This is a genomic window from Roseivivax halotolerans (assembly GCF_900115815.1).
Lineage (GTDB): Bacteria > Pseudomonadota > Alphaproteobacteria > Rhodobacterales > Rhodobacteraceae > Roseivivax > Roseivivax halotolerans.
The window spans coordinates 44,393-62,614 of the sequence record NZ_FOXV01000011.1; the positions used below are offsets into that span (position 1 = coordinate 44,393).

The window sequence follows — 18,222 nt, forward strand, 5'->3', positions numbered from 1 at the left end:
CTCGTCTCCCCTCAGTTCCGGCCGGTCACCGTGTTCCGCGCCGCCTCGTATTCGCGCACCAGCCGCGCGATGATGTCCGCGGCAGGTTCGATGGCGCGGGATTGACCGACCGCCTGGCCCGCGCTGTAGACATCCTTCCAGGCTTTCGGTCGGTCTGGATCGTCCTTGGAGCTCATCCGCCGCGGCTCCGCACGCCGCGCCTCGTCCAGTTCCACCCCGACCGTCGAGACGCTTTCGGAGAGGTAGTTGGCGTGGGTGCCCGAGAACATCGGCGTGTAGATGATACCGTCGGCCTCGGCGCGGGTGATCATCTCCTTGTGGGGATGGGGCGCGATGGCCTCTTCGGCGGGAATGAACACGGTCCCGGCATAGGCGAAATCGCAGCCCAGCACTTCGGCGGCCAGAACCGCGCGACCGTTAGCGACAGCGCCCGACAGAACGAGCGGGCCGTCCCAGAAGTCCCGGACCTCCTCGACAAGCGCGAACGGGCTGAGCGTGCCGGCATGCCCGCCGGCGCCAGACGCCACAAGGATCAGCCCGTCCACGCCCGATTTCGCGGCCCGGCGTGCGTGGCGGGCCTTGATGACGTCGTGAAAGACGAGCCCGCCATAGCCGTGCACCGCCTCGACCACCTTGTCGGGCGCGGACAGCGAGGTGATGACGAGCGGCACCTTGTGCCGGACGCAGGTCGCAAGGTCGGCCTCGAGCCGGTCGTTATATTCGTTGACGATGAGATTGACGCCATAGGGCGCGGGCGTCTTGCCGGTCTTTCCAGCGAACTCGGCGCAGCGTTTCTCGATCTCGGTCAGCCAGATGTCGAGCTCTTCCGCCGGGCGCGCGTTCAGCGACGGGAACGTGCCGACAACCCCCGCACAGCACTGCGCGACAACCAGATCGACGCCGGAGGCGAGGAACATCGGCGCGCCGATAAGTGGCAGCGACATGTGCGTTTTCATCTCGGCGATGCGCGCGGCGGCGTCGGTCATTGAAACTCCTGTTCAGCTGTCGCGGGAGGCACGCGCCTCGAAGGTCGCGGTCCCGTCGCGTTTCTCGAGCCAATAGCGGCCCTCGTCCTTGTGGATCCGTGCGGGCTGCCCGGAAATCAGCGGTGCAAGGCCGCGATAGGCAACGCTCAAACCTTCCGTCCCGAGATCCCGCGCGGCAGCATTGATGAGAAGCGTTGCCTGGATCGGTCCATGTACGACGAGCCCGGCATAGCCTTCGGTCTCTGTCACGTAGGGGTGGTCATAGTGGATACGGTGCCCGTTGAAGGACATGGCCGAATAGCGAAAGAGCGTCACGGGCCCGGCCACGAAGTCATCCTGCCCCGGCGTGCCCTCCCCTCCTGCGCCTTTCGGGGTGTCGCTGCGGGCGTCGGGGCGATAGACGATGTCCTGGCGTTCCTCGATCACCCGCGTGGTGCCGACCGTGAGAACATGACGCACGCTCACGAAGACCAAGGGGCCAGAGCGTCCCTCTTTCGTTTTGAGGCTCTCGATCCGGGAGGTGCGGGTTACCTCGTCGCCGACACGGATCGGCGCGTGAAACGTGACCTCTCCACCCGCCCACATCCGATTCGGGAACGACACGGGGGGCAGAAACCCGCCGCGCTTGGGATGCCCGTCGGGGCCAAGTCCGCCTTCAGGCACCGCAGGCGGCGCGAGACACCAGTGAAGGCCCGGAGGCACCGCATCGCCCTCGCTCAGAACCCAATCGCCGAAAGTGGCGGCGAACCGCTCCGCAAGGCCCGGCGTGACGATGTCCTGCGCCACCTCCTCGCGGCCGATCCAGCTTTCGAGATGTGGGATATCGAGATCGGCAAGCGTGGTCATGACAAAGCCCTCGCGCGGTCAAGAATGCGGCGCGCCTGCTTGAGCACCGGCACGTCTACCATCGCCCCGTCCACGAGGGCCGCGCCGCCATCGGCGGACGCCGCGATCACGCGCTCCGCCCAATCGATCCGCTCTTTTTTCGGTCGGAAGGCGCTGCGGGCCGGTTCGATCTGGTTGGGATGGATCAGGAGCTTGCCACCGAAACCCATCTCGTGGCTGTGGCGCGCATCCTCGGCGATGATGTCCGGATCGCGCGTCGCCGTCGTCACCCCGTCGAGCGGCGCGGGCCGCCCCGCCAGCCGGGCGGCCTGCACGATCTGGCTGCGGATCGGGAGGAAGGCCATGTGCGTGTTCTCGCAGCCCATATCTGCCGAGAGGTCGATGGAGCCGAAAGCGAGGCGGTCGGTCGCTTCGGCAAGCTCGGTCATGCGCGCGACGCCGCGCACCGTTTCGACGAGACCGAGAATTTTCTGGCCGGGATTCAGCGCCGCGCGCAGGTCCGCGATCTGCTCGGGTGTTTCGGCCTTGGGCAGCACCACCGCATCGAACCCGGTCGCGCGGGCAAACGCCACGTCGTCGCGATACCATTGCGTGCCCGGCGCGTTGATCCGAAGCATGAGCGTCACGGTCCGGTCGCTCGGCAGAGCGTCGCGCGGAATGCGGCGCACGGCGCTCTTGAGGTCCGAGGCGACCGCGTCCTCAAGATCAATGATGACGCTGTCGGTTCCCGACGCGCAGGCCTTGGCGAACCGGTCGGGGCGGTCAGCCGGCACGAAGAGCGGGAAACTCAGCGTCGCGAAACTGTCGAGAACCACGTCCATCACTCCTCAGAAACTCCGTGGCATGCCGAGGATATGCTCGGCGACATAGGACAGGATGAGGTTCGTCGAGATCGGGGCAACCTGGTAGAGCCGGGTTTCGCGGAATTTCCGCTCGACGTCGTATTCTTCCGCGAAGCCGAACCCGCCGAAGGTCTGGATGCAGGCATTGCCCGCCTCCCACGAGGCATCGGCTGCCAGCAGCTTGGCCATGTTCGCCTGCGCGCCCGACGGCTCCATCGCGTCGAACCGGCGACAGGCTTCGAACCGCATGAGGTTCGCTGCCTCGACATGGGCGAACGCGCGGGCAATTGGAAACTGGATGCCCTGGTTCTGGCCGATGGGCCGCCCGAAGACCTGCCGCTCCCCGGCATAGCGCGACGCCTGGTCGACGAACCAGTAGCCGTCTCCGATGCATTCCGCCGCGATCAGCGCCCGTTCGGCGTTGAGCCCGTCGAGGATGTAGCGGAAGCCTTTCCCCTCCTCGCCGATCAGCGTGTCGGCGGGGATTTCCAGATCATCGAAAAAAAGCTCGTTCGTCTCGTGTCCGACCATGTTCGGAATGGGTTTGACGTCCATCCCCTTGCCGATCACTTGATCAAGCTCCAGCAGGAAGACCGACAGTCCCTCGGACTTGCGCTGGACATCGGCCAGCGGTGTCGTGCGCGCCAGCAGGATCATCAGGTCGGAATGCTGCACACGGCTGATCCAGACCTTCTGCCCGTTCACGACGTAGCGGTCGCCCTTGCGCACGGCGGTGGTCTTCAGCTTCGTCGTGTCAGTGCCGGTCGTGGGTTCGGTCACGGCCATCGATTGCAAGCGCAGATCGCCCGAGGCGATCTTGGGCAGGTATCGCGCCTTCTGCTCGTCAGAGCCGTGGCGCAGGAGCGTGCCCATATTGTACATCTGCCCGTGACAATGCCCGGCATTGCCGCCGCAGCGGTTGATCTCCTCCATGACGATCGAGGCTTCGGTAAGCCCCAGGCCCGATCCGCCGAACTCTTCGGGGATCATCGCGGCAAGCCATCCGGCCTTTGTCAGCGCGTCGATGAACTCCTCGGGATACGTCTCCGCAGCGCCATGCTTGCGGTGATACTCTGCCGGGAATTCGGCGCAAAGTGCGCGCAGGGCATCGCGCAGGTCGTCATGCTGGTCAGGCGCAGAGGTCTTCACGTCTCAGTCTCCCTTGCCCGTCGCGTCGGGCCCGTTGTTTTTCAGAATTTCCTCCTCGGCGCGCAGCCAGATCTCTGCCGATATCGGGTTTTCGCGCTCTTCGAGGACGTGGCCCACGAGACCGATGGACCGGCCCATGACCCCAAGACCGCGCACGATGTGCCACGGCAGGCCAAGCTCGCTGGAAATCGCGCCAATCGCCCCCGTGGCGTTGATCGGCAGCGACTTGCCGCGCGCGGCCTCGGCCCGTTCCTGAACCTTCTGGATGAGCGCGATGTAATCGCCCGAGAGCCCGTTCTCCGCCGCGATCTCGAACAGGCGCGGCGTGCGTGGATCGACGGGCTTGTGCACCGGATGGCCGAGGCCAGGGATGATTTGCCGGCGCTCGGCGAAATCTGCAACGAGACGATCCGCGATGGCGTCGAGGTCCGGATCGGTCACGCCGTCCAGCGCCTCGGACAGCATCTTCGCGGCGCCCTCCATAGAGCCCACGAAGACCGTGCCGAGCCCCGAAAGCCCCGCCGCGACCGCCGCCTGCAACGCCTCGGGCGCGCCGAGATATGTCATCCGGGCAACAAGCGCCGACGGCGTCAGACCATGCTCCACCAGCGTGACGACAATGGCGTTGAAGACGCGGCTTTCCTCGGGGCTTGGTTTACGATGCTTGAGCAGCAGAAAGGCCAGATCGCCGAGATTCATCTCGCCCAAGATCTCGGACGGCAGGTCGAGGCCGCGCACGTTGATCTCGTCCGGCGTGCTCCAGCCGATCTCGGAGGTGAGGTTCTCCTTGCGTTTCGCCATAAGCGTTGCGCTCCTTCGTTTCAGGTATGGATCGGGGCCCCGGTCACGGCGCGCACGGCCTCGAGGTCATTGCCCTTTGCAAGGTCGACGAGGCGGAACCCCTCGGGCGTCACGTCGAGGACCGCGAGGTCGGTATAGACCCGGCTGACGACACCGAGGCCGGTCAGCGGATAGGTGCAGCGCTCAAGGAGCTTGGGGCTGCCGTCGCGGTTCTGGTGCCGCATCATCACGAAGATGGTCTTCACCCCGGCGACAAGGTCCATCGCGCCTCCGACCGCAGGCGGGAACTTCTCGTCGAGCGTCGCCCAATTTGCGAGATCGCCGTTCTGCGCCACCTGGTAGGCCCCGAGGACAGCGATATCGATATGCCCGCCGCGCATCATCGCGAAACTGTCGGGATGGTCGAAATAGGCCGCGCCCGGCGCGGCGGTGACGTAACGCTTGCTCGCATCGATGAGCTCGACATCCTCTTCGCCTTCGGGCGGGGGTGGGCCGACACCGATGATGCCGTTCTCGGAATGGTAGATCACCTCGCGCCCCTCGGGCACGTATCCCGAGACATGGGTCGGCTTGCCGATCCCGAGATTGACGTAAGAGCCGTCGGGGATGTCCTCGGCCACGCGGGCTGCAAGCTCGGCATCGCTGAGACGGGTCAGCTGTTCGGCGACATCGCTCATGGGCGCACCTCGTATTCCACGACGCAATCGACAAAGATGCCGGGCGTCACGACGGTTTCGGGATCGAGCGGATCGGCAGACAGCGCGCGCACCTCGGCGATGGCATGATCGGCGGCCATCGCCATCACCGGGTTGAAGTTGCGCGCCGTGGCGTGGAAGCCGAGATTGCCCCACTTGTCGCCACGCGCCGCCCGAATGAGCGCAAAATCCGCGGGCAGCGGGGCTTCCATCACGTAGCCCTGCCCGTCGATCTCCCGCACCTCCTTGCCCTCGGCGAGGCGCGTGCCGTAGCCGGTGGGCGTCAGGAAGCCGCCGATCCCTGCGCCCGCCGCGCGGATACGCTCGGCGAGCGTGCCTTGCGGGACGACCTCGAGGTCGATCTCCCCGGCCTCGTAGCGCTTCTCGAACCAGATCGAGCCGGGAGAGCGCGGATAGGAGCAGATGACTTTCGCCACCCGGCCCGCCTTCAGAAGCTTGGCGATCCCGGTCTCTCCGGCCCCGGCATTGTTTGAGATGATCGTCAGGTCGGTCGCGCCCTGTTCCAGGAGAGCGTCGATCAGTCCGAACGGGATACCCGACGATCCGAACCCGCCGATCATGACCGATGCACCGTCAGGGATCGGAGCCACTGCGGTGGCAAGACTGTCTGCGCGTTTGTCCATGCTGTCCTCAGGCGTTCGCATCGCCGCGGCGGCGCTGCATCAGAAGGTTGAAAGCGATCACCGCGACCAGGAGGCTGGCGCCGATCAGGCTCGTCGTGAGCTCGGGGAAGATGATCAGAAGTCCGCCCGCGCCGAAGACGACGCGGCTCGGAAGGTCGATCCGGCCGACCCGGTAAATCCAGCTTTCGAAAGCGGAGGTGATCGCCCAGAGCGCGATCAGCGTGATGAACACGCGCTCGGCGATGTTCACCCAGCTGCCCACCATGATGAGCGCCGGATCGTAGACGAAGATGAACGGCAGCACGAAGAGCGGCAGGCCCAGGCGCATCGCCGTAAAGCCCGTCTGCATCGGCTTTGAGCCCGCGACATTCGCCGCTGTGATCGCGGCCAGCGCGACGGGCGGCGTGATGTAGCTCAACATGCCCCAGTAGAGGATGAAGAGGTGGCTTGCGATCGGGTTGAGCCCCGCCTGCACCAGCGCAGGGGCGAGCAGGATCGACAGGAAGATGTAGCAGGCCGTGACCGTCATCCCCATGCCGAGCACGAAGCTTGTGACTGCGCCTGCGATCAGCATCAGCGCGGTATTGCCGCCCGCATAGAGGAGGAGTTCGCGCGAGAACGCCCCGGCGACGCCGGTATAGGACAGACCGCCCACGACAAGACCGATCCCGCACAAGACCGCGACCAGGTTCGCGACGTTACGGGCGACATCGAGCAGCAGATCCCTGGCGCGCGTCAGCGTGAGACGCGTCTCGCGGTTGAAGGCCGTTGCGATCAGCATCACCGCCGAGGCGTAATAGGGAGACCGCGCCTCAAGCCGCAGCCCCATCAGCACGAAGATCAGCACCGCCAAGGACAGAAGATAGGGCCAGCCGCGAAGGAGCACGGGCAGGATGTCGGGCGTCTCGCTGCGATCGAGCCCGTGCAGGCCGCGCCGGGCGGCGAACATATCCACCTGAAACAGGAGCGCCGCGTAGAAGAGGAGCGCCGGAATGACCGCGGCGATGACAATGGTCGAGTATTGAACGCCGAGGAAAGAGGCCATGACGAACGCCACCGTCCCCATGACCGGCGGCATCAGCGTCGCGCCGGTGGAGGCGCAGCTCTCGATCGCGGCGGCGTAATTTGCAGGGTAGCCCACTTTCCGCATCGTCGGGATAGAGAACGGCCCCGAGGTCAGGATGTTGGAGATCACGCTGCCCGACAGCGAGCCGAGGATGCCCGAGCCCATCACGGCGACCTTGGCGGGTCCGCCCCGGCTGTGCCCCAGGAGCGCGGAGGCGAGTTCCATGAAGAAGTCGCTGCCCTTGGTGATGACAAGCACCGAGCCGAAGATCACGAAGCCGATGACCAGTTCGGCCACGACCTGCATCGGGATACCGATGATGCTCTCGACACCGAGGACGTGGGCACGCACCGTCTCGATGGGCGCGAATTGCGTCCCCCAGAGAAAGCCCGGCATGTGCCCGGCATAAAGCGGAAAGGTTCCGAACAGGAGCGCCGTCGCAAGCAGGATCGGCCCGCCAGCGCGGCGCACACCCTCAAGCACGAGCACGATCAAAATCGAGGCCATGATGTCGGCCATCAGCGGCGCGTCGTATTCCCAGCCCTTCTGGATGATGTCGAGTCCGTGGAAACCGAGATAGCCCGCACTGACCAGCGCGAGGATCGCGAGTAGCACGTTCAGCCAGATCAATCGTCCGGTCAGCGCCGTCGAGATCGGGAGAGTCAGGAATGCCGTCGCGAGGAAGATGCCGATCAGGTAGTAGAGATAGGAGTTCCCGAGCGGCTGGAAACCGAAGATATTCAGAAGAAACTGCTGGTTCACCGCCAGAAGGACGCCGAGCGCGCCAAGGATCATCACGCAGATCCGGACGGCCTTGTGGCGGCGCGGCAGCGGGGCATCGTCCTCGGCGGCGGCAAGATGTGCGGGGGCTGCGAGGGGTGCGTCGTCGGCACCGTCGCGGTCGCTCTGAGACGTCATGGGAGATCCTGAACAGGCGAAAAAGCATGTCCCCGGCGCGGGCTCCGCGCCGGGGGATGATGAGAGCGCGGCTTAGTTCATCGAGGAGATGACTTCGCTCCGGCGCTCCATCCAGGCTTCGGCGAATTCCTCGTCGGACATATCGCTGTTCTCCGAGGAGAAGCTGTCCCAGGCCTCGACCAAGGCGTCCATGCGCGCCTGGCGCTGGTCGTTCCAGGCCTGGTCCTCTTCGGTCCAGATGCCGATCTCCTCGAGGTAGCGGATCGCGCCTTCGTGGAACGGAATATCGATCGCCGGCTTGCCCGAGCGCTCGAGCGTCCAGCGCGACATCGCCGCGGTGCCGTCCTTGTACATATCGAAGGTCTCGTCGAGCGCCTTGATAAAGGTATAGACCTCGTCGGCAGACTTTTCGGCCGTCGTGGTGATGACCGGATAGCGGTAGGCCGCCATCTTGGCCGTCTCGCCTTCCGCAAGGCCCGCGGCCACATCCTCTTCGGACGGGCTCATGATCGGCAGCACTTCGAGAAGCTGGTCCCAGCCTGCATCATTGCCCGGCTCGAGCGGTGCGTAGTGAATGCCGCGCGGGCTCTCGGCCAGCTCGTAGAGTTGGCTGGTCGTGGGCGTGGTGCAGGTGGCATCCGCCTCGTTGCGCGTCATCGAGGACATTGCGGCACTGTAGGTCGGGAAGGTGATGACCTCGACATCGTCGAGCGTCAGACCACCGAAAGCGAGGATCGCCTCGCATTTCACGTTGACCGACGGGTTGCCCGCGACAAAGGCGATGCGCTTGCCTGCGGCGTCCTCTACCGTGTCGATGCCTGCGTCACCCGCCGCGATGAGCGTGATGCCCGCCGGGCGCCCCGCGACAGCGCGCAGCTGGTGCGGACCCCAATCGGGCGTTGCGAAATCATATGCGCCCTCGCCGATGAAGAAGGCTTCGGTCGCAAGGAATGCGTAGTCCGCGCGCCCTTGCAGAAGCGGCTGCAGACGGCCGATGCCGCTGCCCGAGGGCTGGATACGCACGCGCGTGCCGTATTCCTTGCCGAAGGCGTCCGCGATGGCCGACGCTTCGGCGTAGCCGGCCGAACCCACATCGTAGGACGTCCAGACCATCGTATCCGGCATCTCCTGCGCGTGAAGCGGTGCTGCGGCCATCAGCGCGGCCGCGGCGACGCCGAGTTTCATTCTGACGTTCATGATAATGTCCTCCCTTACATTCAGAGCGGGGCCCCTGAGCGGTCCGGCCTCCTCTGCCGAACCTGCGCCGCAAGACGCGTCTCTCGCGGGGGTTTGCCCTTGACGTGAAGGTGTCGGGTCGTAGCCTATGACACAAATGCATTATTCATATATCAGCGATACCGAAACGGCATGTAATGGATATCCGGCAACTTCGTAACTTCGTCCAGATCGTCGAGCTGAGCAGCATCACGGCGGCGGCAGAGCGTCTGAACATCGCACAGCCCGCTCTCAGTCGGCAGGTCAAAGCGCTGGAGGACGAGCTTGCCGTGCCGCTCCTGCGGCGTCATGGACGGGGCGTCATGCCGACAGAGGAAGGCCTGCGCCTTGCCGCGCGCGCCCGCGTGATCCTCGAGGATATCGACGATCTCGCGACGGACGTCTCCGGCGCGCAAAAGACCCTTTCAGGAACGATCACGCTCGGGCTGCCGCCCACGGTCGCGGAGGTACTGGCCACCCATCTCATCGAACGCACGATGGAGACGCATCCGGAGGTGAAACTCAGGATCGTGTCGGGCTTCTCGGGTCACGTTCAGGATTGGTTGATACGCGGCGCAATTGACCTCGGCGTTGCCTACGAGGGCCAGAAAAGCTCCGCGATCAAGAGCCAAGCCATTATCATGGAACAGCTTTTCCTGATCCAACGCGGAGAACAGGAGGGCGTGCGGGACGGCACCCCCATCACGGCGAGCGAGGCGCTGGCCCAGCCTCTGATCTTGCCCAATCCCGAACACGGGCTTCGCAAGCGGATCGACCAGATCGCGTCCGACCAGGGGATCGAACTGGATGTCCGGCTCGAGATCGACATCCTCCCGACCATGCTGGCCTTCGTGGATCGCGGGCTCGGCGCGACGATCCTGCCGCTGATGTCGGTCAACGAGCATGTCGCCTCGGGGCGGCTCATCGCGCGGCCGATCATCCGCCGCTCCATCGATCGCACGCTGATCCTCATGACGCCTTTGAACCGGCCCGCCTCGCGGCTGAGCGCGGGGTTCTCGGACTTCCTGATCGAGGAGGTGCACCGCCTCTCCGCATCGGGCGCGTGGCCCGGCACGACGTTGTAAAGCATCTCATGCCTCAAGGGCATGTCTGAAATGCTCGATGCGTCGTTGCGGCATGGGTTGGGTCCTCCTACTCTGGAACCATGTCGTGATCCGAGGGAGGAGACAGGATGGCCCGCGCACCGCTTGACGGGCTGACGGTCGTGTCGATCGAACAGGCCGTCGCAGCACCATATTGCACATCCCGCCTCGCAGATGCAGGTGCGCGCGTCATCAAGGTCGAACGGCCGGAAGGCGATTTCGCGCGGGGCTATGACAGCGCAGCAGGCGGCGAGAGCAGCTACTTCGTCTGGCTGAACCGCGGCAAGCAATCGGTCGCGCTCGACCTGCGCGAGGACGCGGATCGCGATGTGCTTCTGTCGATGACGGACCGCGCGGATGTCTTCGTTCAGAACCTCAAGCCCGGCGCATTGGCTCGCAAGGGGCTCGGTACGGATGTGCTGCGCGATCGGAACCCGCGTCTCGTCACCTGCTCCATCAGCGGCTATGGCGAGACCGGCCCCTACGCCCAGCGAAAAGCTTACGATCTGCTGATCCAGGCGGAATCGGGACTTGCCAGCGTCACCGGCGGCCCGTCCGAGCCGGCCCGCGTCGGAATCTCTATCGTGGACATCGCGACCGGGGCCGCCGCGCAATCGGCGATCCTCGAAAGCCTGATCCAGCGCGGTGTGACCGGGCGCGGCAGCGATATCCGCCTGTCGATGTTCGACGTCATAGCCGATTGGCTGGCGGTGCCCTACCTGCATGCCGCGGCGGGCAAGCCGCCGCAACGGATAGGTCTCGCACATCCCTCCATCTCGCCCTACGGCGTCTTCTCCACGCGCGATGCGCGCCCTCTCCTCATTTCGATCCAGAACGACCGCGAATGGGCGATCTTCGCCCGCGACGTCATGCAGCGGCCCGATCTTGTCGATGCACCGGGGTTCGAGACCAACAATGCACGCGTTGCGAATAGGGCCGAGGTCGACGCCGTGATCGCCGATATGATCGCAACGCGTAGCGAGGCGGAGATGACCGAACGGCTGCTCGCCTCGGATACGGCGTTTGCCAGCGTCAACGATCTGGACGGTCTCATCGCGCACCCGCATACCAGCACCTCCGAGGTCGTCACGCCGGACGGCGCGGCCGTCGCCTTTCCCGCGCCGCCCGCGCTTGTCGACGGAGGCCGCCGGTTCGAGCGCGGAGCGGTACCGAAACTCGACGAGCATGGCGAAGCGATCCGCGCGGAGTTTGGCGCAGCCGCGCCGCTCAGACGCGCCCGGTCCACATGAGCATGACGAGAAAGGTCAGCCAGATCGCAAGAACGGACAGGCAATAGGGCCCGTTCCAGCCCGGCCCGACGCGCCAGACCGACCGTTTCAGGATCGATGATGCTAGAATGATCGTCGTGATGAAGGGCGAGAGGCCGATCACAGAGGTCCATCCGCCCATCGCCGCCAGCGCGATGACCTGCGGGGTGAGTCCCGGCACCTCAAGCTGGAACGCCACCGAGCCCAGCACGGAAGTAGACACGATCGGATTGATCCCGAGCATGGCGAACGCCAGGATGCCGATCGCGATCCCCACCGCAAGCGGCACCGCGCCGAGACCGAGCGCGGCCACATGTCCCTGAACCGCCTCCACCGGCACCAGCGCCAAAAGCGTCACCGGCAAGAAGCCTGCCGAGGCGAAGACGCCGACCTCCGCGCCCATCCAGGGCAGGCGCGCGCGATAATCCGCAAACGCCTCGCGCACGCCGCCGGCCGCACCCGCCCCGCGCCGAAAGCCCGAGACGGCGGACCAGAGAACCGCGTAGCTTGGCACGACGAGGATCAGCGCTTCCTGGAAGGTCAGGCGCGTCAGCCCGTGCACCAGAAACACCGATCCTCCGACGATGAGAACGTGCAGAACGAGCGTCGCCGCGCCGAGCCACGCGCCTTGCGGCGGTGCGGGTCGCGGCAGCGCCATCGCGCGGTAGCGGCGCCCCTCGACCCGGTCGAAGAGCCAGCCGACGCCGATGAAGACGAAGGACATCGCAAAGCCGATTGGCGCGAAATCGGTATAGACGAGGCCCGGCAGGGTGATGAGAACCGCGTTCGTTGCAAAGCCGAGCGGCGACCAGAGCGAGATGAGCCCGAAGCCGCGCATCGTCGCCAGCGACATCCGGCGCAGTTTCACCTCGCGGATCTCTTCGGGCAGGGCTTGGCTTGCGGCGCTGTCCATCGAGCGCTTGGCAAGATCGAGGAGCAGCGCGAGCCCGCCGAAATTGATCAGCACGCCGAAAAGATGCCCCCCGAGCGAAAGAGAGACGTATCGCCGCGAGGCGGGCTGGCTCGTCAGGAATGCCCCTGCCCGTGCGACCTCGGGCGCCAGAAGCGCGGCCGAGCGAAGCGTGTTCAGGACGGCGATCAGCGAGGCGAGGAAGATCATCCGCTCCATCGCGGAAACCAGCACGTCGCCGGGAACGGCTTGCCAGAGCGCGATCGCCATTGCGCCTATCGACAGGATCAGCGGCACCCAGGTGCCAACGCTGAATTGCCTCCAGGCAAGAAGCAGGAAAAGGGCCAGCGCGCTCGAGGCCAGGATATCGAGCCAGAGCGATCCGACGAAGACCGACAGGATCGCCGAGACGATGACGACCCCCATCAATCCCGCGCGAAGCTGCGCCGACCCGTGCCGCGTCACTGCCGCGCCGTCACCTGACGCTTGGCTCATGGACTTCTCCGCCTGGCGTTATGTCCCGGTAAAGACCGGCGCGCGTTTCTCGAAAAAGGCCGCGCGGCCCTCGGCGGCATCGGCGCTGTTGAGAAGCTGTGGCTGGACCTGACGCTCGAAATCGAGCGCCTCGTCCACGCCGCGTGCGAACCAGTCGGTGATGAAGTGCCGTGGCAGTGGCGCGGCCTTGGCCTCTTCGTCCACGAGCGCCATCGCATCCTGAAGCGCGGCACCCGGATCGCTGAGCGTCTCGACCATTCCGATCCGCTCGGCCTCTTCCGCCTTGATCGGCGCGTTCGTCAGGATGATGCGCCGCGCCTTGGCCGGACCGACACGCATCGGCAGCGTCGTCAGAAGGCCCATATCCGGGACGAGCCCGATCTTGGTGAAGCTTGCGACGAACCGCGCCTCGCGCGAGGCGACGACGAGCGGCGCGGCCATTGCCAGCGCCATGCCGCCGCCCGCTGCCCAGCCCTCGACCGCAACGGCGAGAGGCTTCGAGAAGCGGACCATGCGGCCCACCATGTCCTTGATGACCGCGAAGCGTTCGCGGTGCTGGGAGGCGCTGCGCTCTCCCTGGTCGCGGATATCGCCGCCGACGCAGAAATGCCCGCCTGCGCCGGTCAGAACGACCGCGCGGACCGCGGCGTCTGCCTCTGCCTCGGACAGCGCCGCGGCAAGCTCGATCCGGAGTGCGTGACCCAGCGGATTGCGCCGCTCCGGATCGTTGAGCGTGAGGACGCGGATTCCGTCGCCCTCGGTCGTGACATCGAGGCTCATGCGCCTTCTCCCCTGTATTGGAACAACCCGTTTCCGATCACCACCTTGTCGCGCTCCACCGCGATGGTACGGAAGGAGCCATCGGCCCAGACTTCCGTCCGGAGCGTCTCTCCGGGGAAGACATGGGCGGTAAAGCGGGCATCCATGCTGCCGAAGCGCGCCGGATCATGCTCGCAGAGAACCGCCAGCAGCGCGTGGGCCGCACAGCCGAAGGTGCAGAGCCCGTGCAGGATCGGCTGTTCGAAGCCCGCACGCTCGGCGACGCGCGGATCGAGGTGCAAGGGGTTTGGATCCGCATTCCAGCGATACAGCAGCGCCTGTTCGGGCCGGGTCTTGGCCTCGAACGCGTGATCGGGCGGTGTCTCCGGCAGGATGTGCGGTGTCTTCACCGGCCCGTCGGGTCCACCGAAGCCGCCATCGCCCCGCAGGAAGGTCGTGCCCCGGCAGGTCGCCAGATGTGTGCCGGTCGCCTCGTCCTTCAGCGTTTTCTCGTAGTAGAGGAGCGCGCCCTTCCCCTCGCCCTTGTCCACGAGGCCGGTCACGCGCGTCTTGCCGATGATCGTCGCCTCTTCGGGCAGATCGGCATGGATCGTCATGCCCTGCTCGCCGTGAACGAGCCGAAGCGCGTCGACGCCCGTCGCCGGATCGCTGAGCCAGAAGCCGGGATGGCCGAGCACGTTGACGATGGCCGGCATCACGCGACGGTCATCGTCGAGCGCCGCGAGGAAGGCGAGTTCCTTAGCATCCATCGGATCGTGACCCATTCCGACCGAGAGCGCGTAGAGGCCCCAGTCGCGCGGCCCGTAGCTTTGCCGCACTTCGGGAATGTCGAAATTCATCAGGTGGTCGTAGTCGATGCTCATTTTGCGCCCTCCTCCACTTCGATGACCGCGTCGAGCGCGAAGGCGCCCTCGCCCTCCGGCATTGCGACGACCGGGTTGAGGTCGATGGAGACGAGCCGCTCCCCTGCGCCTGCGGCAAAGCGCGAGAGCTTCGAGAGCATCCGCGCCAGCGCGTCGATATCGGCGGGCGCCTGCCCGCGCGCGCCTTGCAGGATTCCCGCGCCGCGGATCGAAAGGATCATCTCGCGCGCCGTTTCCTCGTCGAAGGGGCACGGCTTCATCGCGACGTCGTTCAGGATCTCGACGAAGATGCCGCCAAGACCGAAGACCGCGACAGGGCCGAAGGTCGGATCGCGGCTTACCCCCATCAGACATTCGACACCGCCCGAGAGCTGCTTTGCGACCAGCATGCCCTCGATGCGCGCGGCCGGCGCTTTCTTCGCGACAGCCTCTTCGATAGCGGCATAGGCCTCCCGCACGGCATCGGCATCCCCAAGGTTCAGCCGCACCGCGCCGATGTCGGATTTGTGCAGGATGTCGGGCGACAGGATCTTCAGGACGACCGGGTAGCCCATCCGGTCAGCGGCAGCGGTGGCGGCCTCGGCGCTCTTCACGGCGTCTTGCGGCGCAGCGGGAATGCCTGCCTCGCCAAGGAGCCGTTGCGCCTCCGCCTCGTTCGGTGTCGCGCTTGGAAGATCCACGTCCAACGCGCCGGGCCGCTCGCGCACAGCTCGCTCCCGCGCGGCGCCAAGGCGACACGCCATGTCGAGCGCGCGCGCCGCGCGGCACGGATCGTCGAAGACAAGAATGCCCGCCTCGTCGTAGCGGCGCAGAACCTCGGGATCGCCGAGCGCGCAGAAGGCGATGATCCGGTCTGGATAGGCCTCTCGCAGCGGCCGTGTCGCCTCGAGGATCGTCTCGCAGAGCGCGGGGCTGCCGGCCACGTAGGTCAAAAAGCTCAGGATCGCGCCGTATCCGCCCTCTTCGAGCGCGGCGCGGGTGAACGTCTCGAGCAGCGAGGGATCGTTCAGCGCCTGCGCCGTGCAATCGAGCGGATTGGCGGGCGAGGCATAGGGCAGGATCTCTTTCAGCCTGGATTGGGCAGCCTCGGGCATCGCGGGCATCGGGAAGCCGATACGCTCGGCCTCGTCCGAGGTGACGATGCCCGCACCGCCAGAAACCGTGATGACACCCAGCGAATGGCTCTTCGGGAACACCCGCTTCGAGGCGACATAGGCGTAATCCATCATCGTCTGCGGGTCGCGCACCACGATCGCCCCGTGATCCTCGAGCACCGCATCCGCGACGGCGGCATCACCCGTCAGCGAGGCGGTATGCGAGGCCGCCGCCTGCGAGCCGACCGCGGAGCGTCCGGCCTTCAGCGCGAAAACGGGCTTTCCCGCCGCGCGCGCGGCATCGAGCGCGGCGAGGAAGGCCGGCGCATCGTTGATCGCCTCCATGTAAGCGCAGATGACCTGGGTCGTGTCGCTCTCGGCCATCCAGCGGATCGCGTCGGCGACCGAGATGTCGGCTTCGTTGCCGGTCGTCATCAGGATGGAGGAGCCGAGCCTGCGGTCGCGTGCCAGCGCCCCTAAATGCGCGCCGAACGCGCCCGACTGACTGGCGATGCCGATATTTCCAGGCAGCGGGTAGCCCGTATCGAGCGAGGAGGAAAAGGTTCCGTAATAGCCGATATCGACGTTGTAGACGCCGAGCGTGTTCGGCCCGAGCAGCCTCAGCCCGTGTTGCGCGGCGAGCGCCACGAGATCGCGCTGCGCCGCTTCCCCATCCGCACCGGTCTCCGCAAAACCGGCCGAGAAGAGCGTCGCGGCCTTGCAGCCTTTCTCGCCAAGCGCGGTGATCGTCTCGGGCACGAGCTTTGCGGGCACCGCGATCAGCGCGGCGTCCGGGGCTTCGGGCAAGTCCGCGACCGAGGCGTAACACGGCACGCCCTGCACGGTCTCTCGCTTGGGGTTCACCGGCAGGATGCGACCCTTGTACCCGGAGCGCAGCATCGCCGCGATGGGCCGCCCGCCGATCCGGGTCGGATCGTCCGATGCGCCGATGATGGCCACGCTTTTCGGCGCGAGAAGCCCGTCGATATCGGGAAGAGAGGTCATAGCGCCGCCTCCGTGCTGAGGATCGCGGTGCATTGACTGGACAGCGTGCCGCCATTGCCGTGGCAGAGCGCCATCGTCGCGTCCGCGATCTGCCGCTCGCCGCCCGCGCCACGCAGCTGCGTCACCGCCTCGGCAATGAGAAAGAGCCCGTACATGCCCGGATGCACGCAGGACAGACCGCCACCATTCGTATTGACCGCAAGCTCGCCGCCCGGCGCGATCCGGCCGTCTTGCACGAACCGTCCACCCTCGCCTTTCGGACAGAAGCCGAGATCCTCGAGGAAGAGGAGCGTGTTGATGGTGAACGCGTCGTAGAGCATGACCACGTCCATGTCCTCACGCCGCGCTCCCGCCATCTCGAAGGCGCGGTTGCCGCTGTCGACAGCGGCGGTCGTCGTCAGATCCGGCATCTCCACGATGGAGCGATGGTAGTTGGCCGCGCCGACACCCATCACGTAGACGGGCGCCTCGTGATGATCCTTCGCGCGATCCGCGCGGGTCAGAACGACCGCCGCGGCGCCGTCGGTCACGAGGCAACAATCGGACTTGGTCAGCGGATCGGAAATCATCCGTGCGCCGAGCACCTCCTCCTTCGTGAGAGGGCCGCGCGCGAAAGCCTCGGGATTGAGGTTCGCCCAGCCGCGCGCCGCGAGCGCCACCTCGGCCAGATCCTCGCGGGTCGTGCCGTATTCGGCCATGTGCCGGCTCGCCGCGAGACCGTAGGCGGTGATCGGGTGACGCGGCTTGTAGGGGGTCTCGTGCCATTGCGGCTCCGACATGGAGACGAGCTTGCCCCCTGCCGTGCGCTGGTTCGAGCCGTAGCAGACGAGCGCGACATCGCAGAGCCCCGCATCGAGCGCCATCGTCGCCTGCAGGAGATGCATCTCGAAGCTCGATCCACCCACATTCGTGCTGTCGAAGAAGCGCGGGCGCAAACCCAGATATTCGACAACGCTCATGGTCGGGAAGGCATGGGAGGACGTCGCGGCAAAGACGCCGTCGACATCGGGCAATTCAAGCCCCGCATCGCGCACCGCCGCGATCGCCGCCTGGCCCAGCAGTTCCATCGCCGAAAAGCCGTGCGCCTCGCCGATCCCGGCCGTCGCCATGCCGACGATTGCGGCCTTGCCGCGCAGATCCTTCGCCTGGCCGCTCATGCCGCACCTCCTTCCGCGAGATCGAAGACGACGCGCGGGCCGTCTTCGCCGGTCTCGATCCGCGCCCTGAGCTTCGCGCCGATCTCGGCGGTCTCGACGCCGGGCAAGGTGGACATCATCCGAACGCCCTCATCGAGATCGACGAGCGCGACATTCCACGCGCCCTGCCGGGAGCGATTGACCGTGATCGCGTAGAGCGTGCCCGTGCCTTTCGCCTCGACCCATTCAAGGTCGGTCGCGCCCGAAGGCGTGACGACGCGCGGGTAGAAGACGTACTCGCCGGTGCTTTTCGCTTTCTGGATCATGAAGCGCCCCTCTTCGAGAAAGGCAGCGTAGGTCGCTTCGGGACCGGCCCGGTCCGGCGCGGTGTCTGTCATCGTGTTGG

The 18,222-nt window shown here is 66.0% G+C and carries 17 protein-coding genes; 2 read left to right on the forward strand and 15 right to left on the reverse strand.

Annotation, left to right across the window (positions count from 1 at the left end; all coding sequences use genetic code 11):
* Positions 1-11: 11 nt before the first annotated feature.
* The 9 genes from BM171_RS14370 to BM171_RS14410 form a co-directional block, all read right to left on the reverse strand.
* Positions 12-986 (reverse strand): NAD(P)H-dependent flavin oxidoreductase, encoded by a 975-nt coding sequence (locus BM171_RS14370; RefSeq protein WP_245760278.1) that lies wholly within the window; start codon positions 984-986, stop codon positions 12-14.
* Between the two features lie 12 nt (positions 987-998).
* Positions 999-1,832 (reverse strand): HTD2 family dehydratase, encoded by an 834-nt coding sequence (locus tag BM171_RS14375; RefSeq protein WP_093013834.1) that lies wholly within the window; start codon positions 1,830-1,832, stop codon positions 999-1,001.
* Entirely contained in the window at positions 1,829-2,653 is an 825-nt protein-coding gene (locus BM171_RS14380; protein ID WP_093013837.1) for an HpcH/HpaI aldolase/citrate lyase family protein, read from the reverse strand. The genes BM171_RS14375 and BM171_RS14380 overlap by 4 nt, the downstream gene beginning before the upstream one ends.
* A 6-nt stretch (positions 2,654-2,659) precedes the next feature.
* Positions 2,660-3,823: an acyl-CoA dehydrogenase family protein gene (locus BM171_RS14385; protein ID WP_093013840.1), complete on the reverse strand. Its 1,164-nt coding sequence runs from the start codon at positions 3,821-3,823 to the stop codon at positions 2,660-2,662.
* Between the two features lie 3 nt (positions 3,824-3,826).
* Positions 3,827-4,624 (reverse strand): citryl-CoA lyase, encoded by a 798-nt coding sequence (locus tag BM171_RS14390; RefSeq protein WP_093013843.1) that lies wholly within the window; start codon positions 4,622-4,624, stop codon positions 3,827-3,829.
* Between the two features lie 20 nt (positions 4,625-4,644).
* The gene (locus tag BM171_RS14395) at positions 4,645-5,301 is read right to left on the reverse strand and encodes a 3-oxoacid CoA-transferase subunit B (protein WP_217646717.1); all 657 of its coding nucleotides are present in this window, start codon (positions 5,299-5,301) and stop codon (positions 4,645-4,647) included.
* Positions 5,298-5,963: a 3-oxoacid CoA-transferase subunit A gene (locus tag BM171_RS14400; RefSeq protein ID WP_093013846.1), complete on the reverse strand. Its 666-nt coding sequence runs from the start codon at positions 5,961-5,963 to the stop codon at positions 5,298-5,300. The genes BM171_RS14395 and BM171_RS14400 overlap by 4 nt, the downstream gene beginning before the upstream one ends.
* 7 nt (positions 5,964-5,970) lie before the next feature.
* A complete protein-coding gene (locus BM171_RS14405) occupies positions 5,971-7,947 on the reverse strand; it encodes a TRAP transporter permease (RefSeq protein WP_217646719.1) in 1,977 nt (658 codons plus the stop codon).
* Between the two features lie 72 nt (positions 7,948-8,019).
* Positions 8,020-9,144, reverse strand: coding sequence for a TAXI family TRAP transporter solute-binding subunit (locus BM171_RS14410; RefSeq protein ID WP_093013849.1), 1,125 nt, complete (start codon positions 9,142-9,144; stop codon positions 8,020-8,022).
* A gap of 176 nt (positions 9,145-9,320) precedes the next feature.
* Between BM171_RS14410 and BM171_RS14415 the strand changes: the two genes are divergently transcribed.
* Together BM171_RS14415 and BM171_RS14420 are read left to right on the forward strand one after the other, a co-directional pair.
* Positions 9,321-10,247 carry a LysR family transcriptional regulator gene (locus BM171_RS14415; RefSeq protein WP_093013852.1) on the forward strand — a complete coding sequence of 309 codons (927 nt, stop codon included), beginning with the start codon at positions 9,321-9,323 and terminating at the stop codon, positions 10,245-10,247.
* A 107-nt stretch (positions 10,248-10,354) separates the two neighbouring features.
* Positions 10,355-11,515 carry a CaiB/BaiF CoA transferase family protein gene (locus BM171_RS14420; RefSeq protein WP_093013854.1) on the forward strand — a complete coding sequence of 387 codons (1,161 nt, stop codon included), beginning with the start codon at positions 10,355-10,357 and terminating at the stop codon, positions 11,513-11,515.
* On the opposite strand, the gene BM171_RS14425 is transcribed toward BM171_RS14420, so the two are convergent.
* Genes BM171_RS14425 through BM171_RS14450 form a run of 6 tightly spaced genes read right to left on the reverse strand, consistent with a single transcriptional unit; the run spans position 11,493 to position 18,214 of the window.
* Positions 11,493-12,938 (reverse strand): hypothetical protein, encoded by a 1,446-nt coding sequence (locus BM171_RS14425; protein ID WP_093013857.1) that lies wholly within the window; start codon positions 12,936-12,938, stop codon positions 11,493-11,495. The two genes, BM171_RS14420 and BM171_RS14425, sit on opposite strands and share 23 nt — an antisense overlap.
* Positions 12,939-12,956: 18 nt before the next feature.
* A complete protein-coding gene (locus BM171_RS14430; RefSeq protein ID WP_093013860.1) occupies positions 12,957-13,718 on the reverse strand; it encodes an enoyl-CoA hydratase/isomerase family protein in 762 nt (253 codons plus the stop codon).
* Positions 13,715-14,581: a MaoC/PaaZ C-terminal domain-containing protein gene (locus tag BM171_RS14435; RefSeq protein WP_093013862.1), complete on the reverse strand. Its 867-nt coding sequence runs from the start codon at positions 14,579-14,581 to the stop codon at positions 13,715-13,717. The genes BM171_RS14430 and BM171_RS14435 overlap by 4 nt, the downstream gene beginning before the upstream one ends.
* Complete coding sequence (locus BM171_RS14440; protein ID WP_093013865.1) at positions 14,578-16,680, reverse strand: acetate--CoA ligase family protein; 2,103 nt, start codon at positions 16,678-16,680, stop codon at positions 14,578-14,580. Before BM171_RS14440 ends, BM171_RS14435 begins: the two co-directional genes overlap by 4 nt.
* On the reverse strand, positions 16,677-17,837 hold the full coding sequence (locus BM171_RS14445; protein WP_093013868.1) for a thiolase: 1,161 nt from the start codon (positions 17,835-17,837) through the stop codon (positions 16,677-16,679). The genes BM171_RS14440 and BM171_RS14445 overlap by 4 nt, the downstream gene beginning before the upstream one ends.
* Complete coding sequence (locus BM171_RS14450; RefSeq protein WP_093013871.1) at positions 17,834-18,214, reverse strand: Zn-ribbon domain-containing OB-fold protein; 381 nt, start codon at positions 18,212-18,214, stop codon at positions 17,834-17,836. Before BM171_RS14450 ends, BM171_RS14445 begins: the two co-directional genes overlap by 4 nt.
* Positions 18,215-18,222 lie beyond the last annotated feature (8 nt).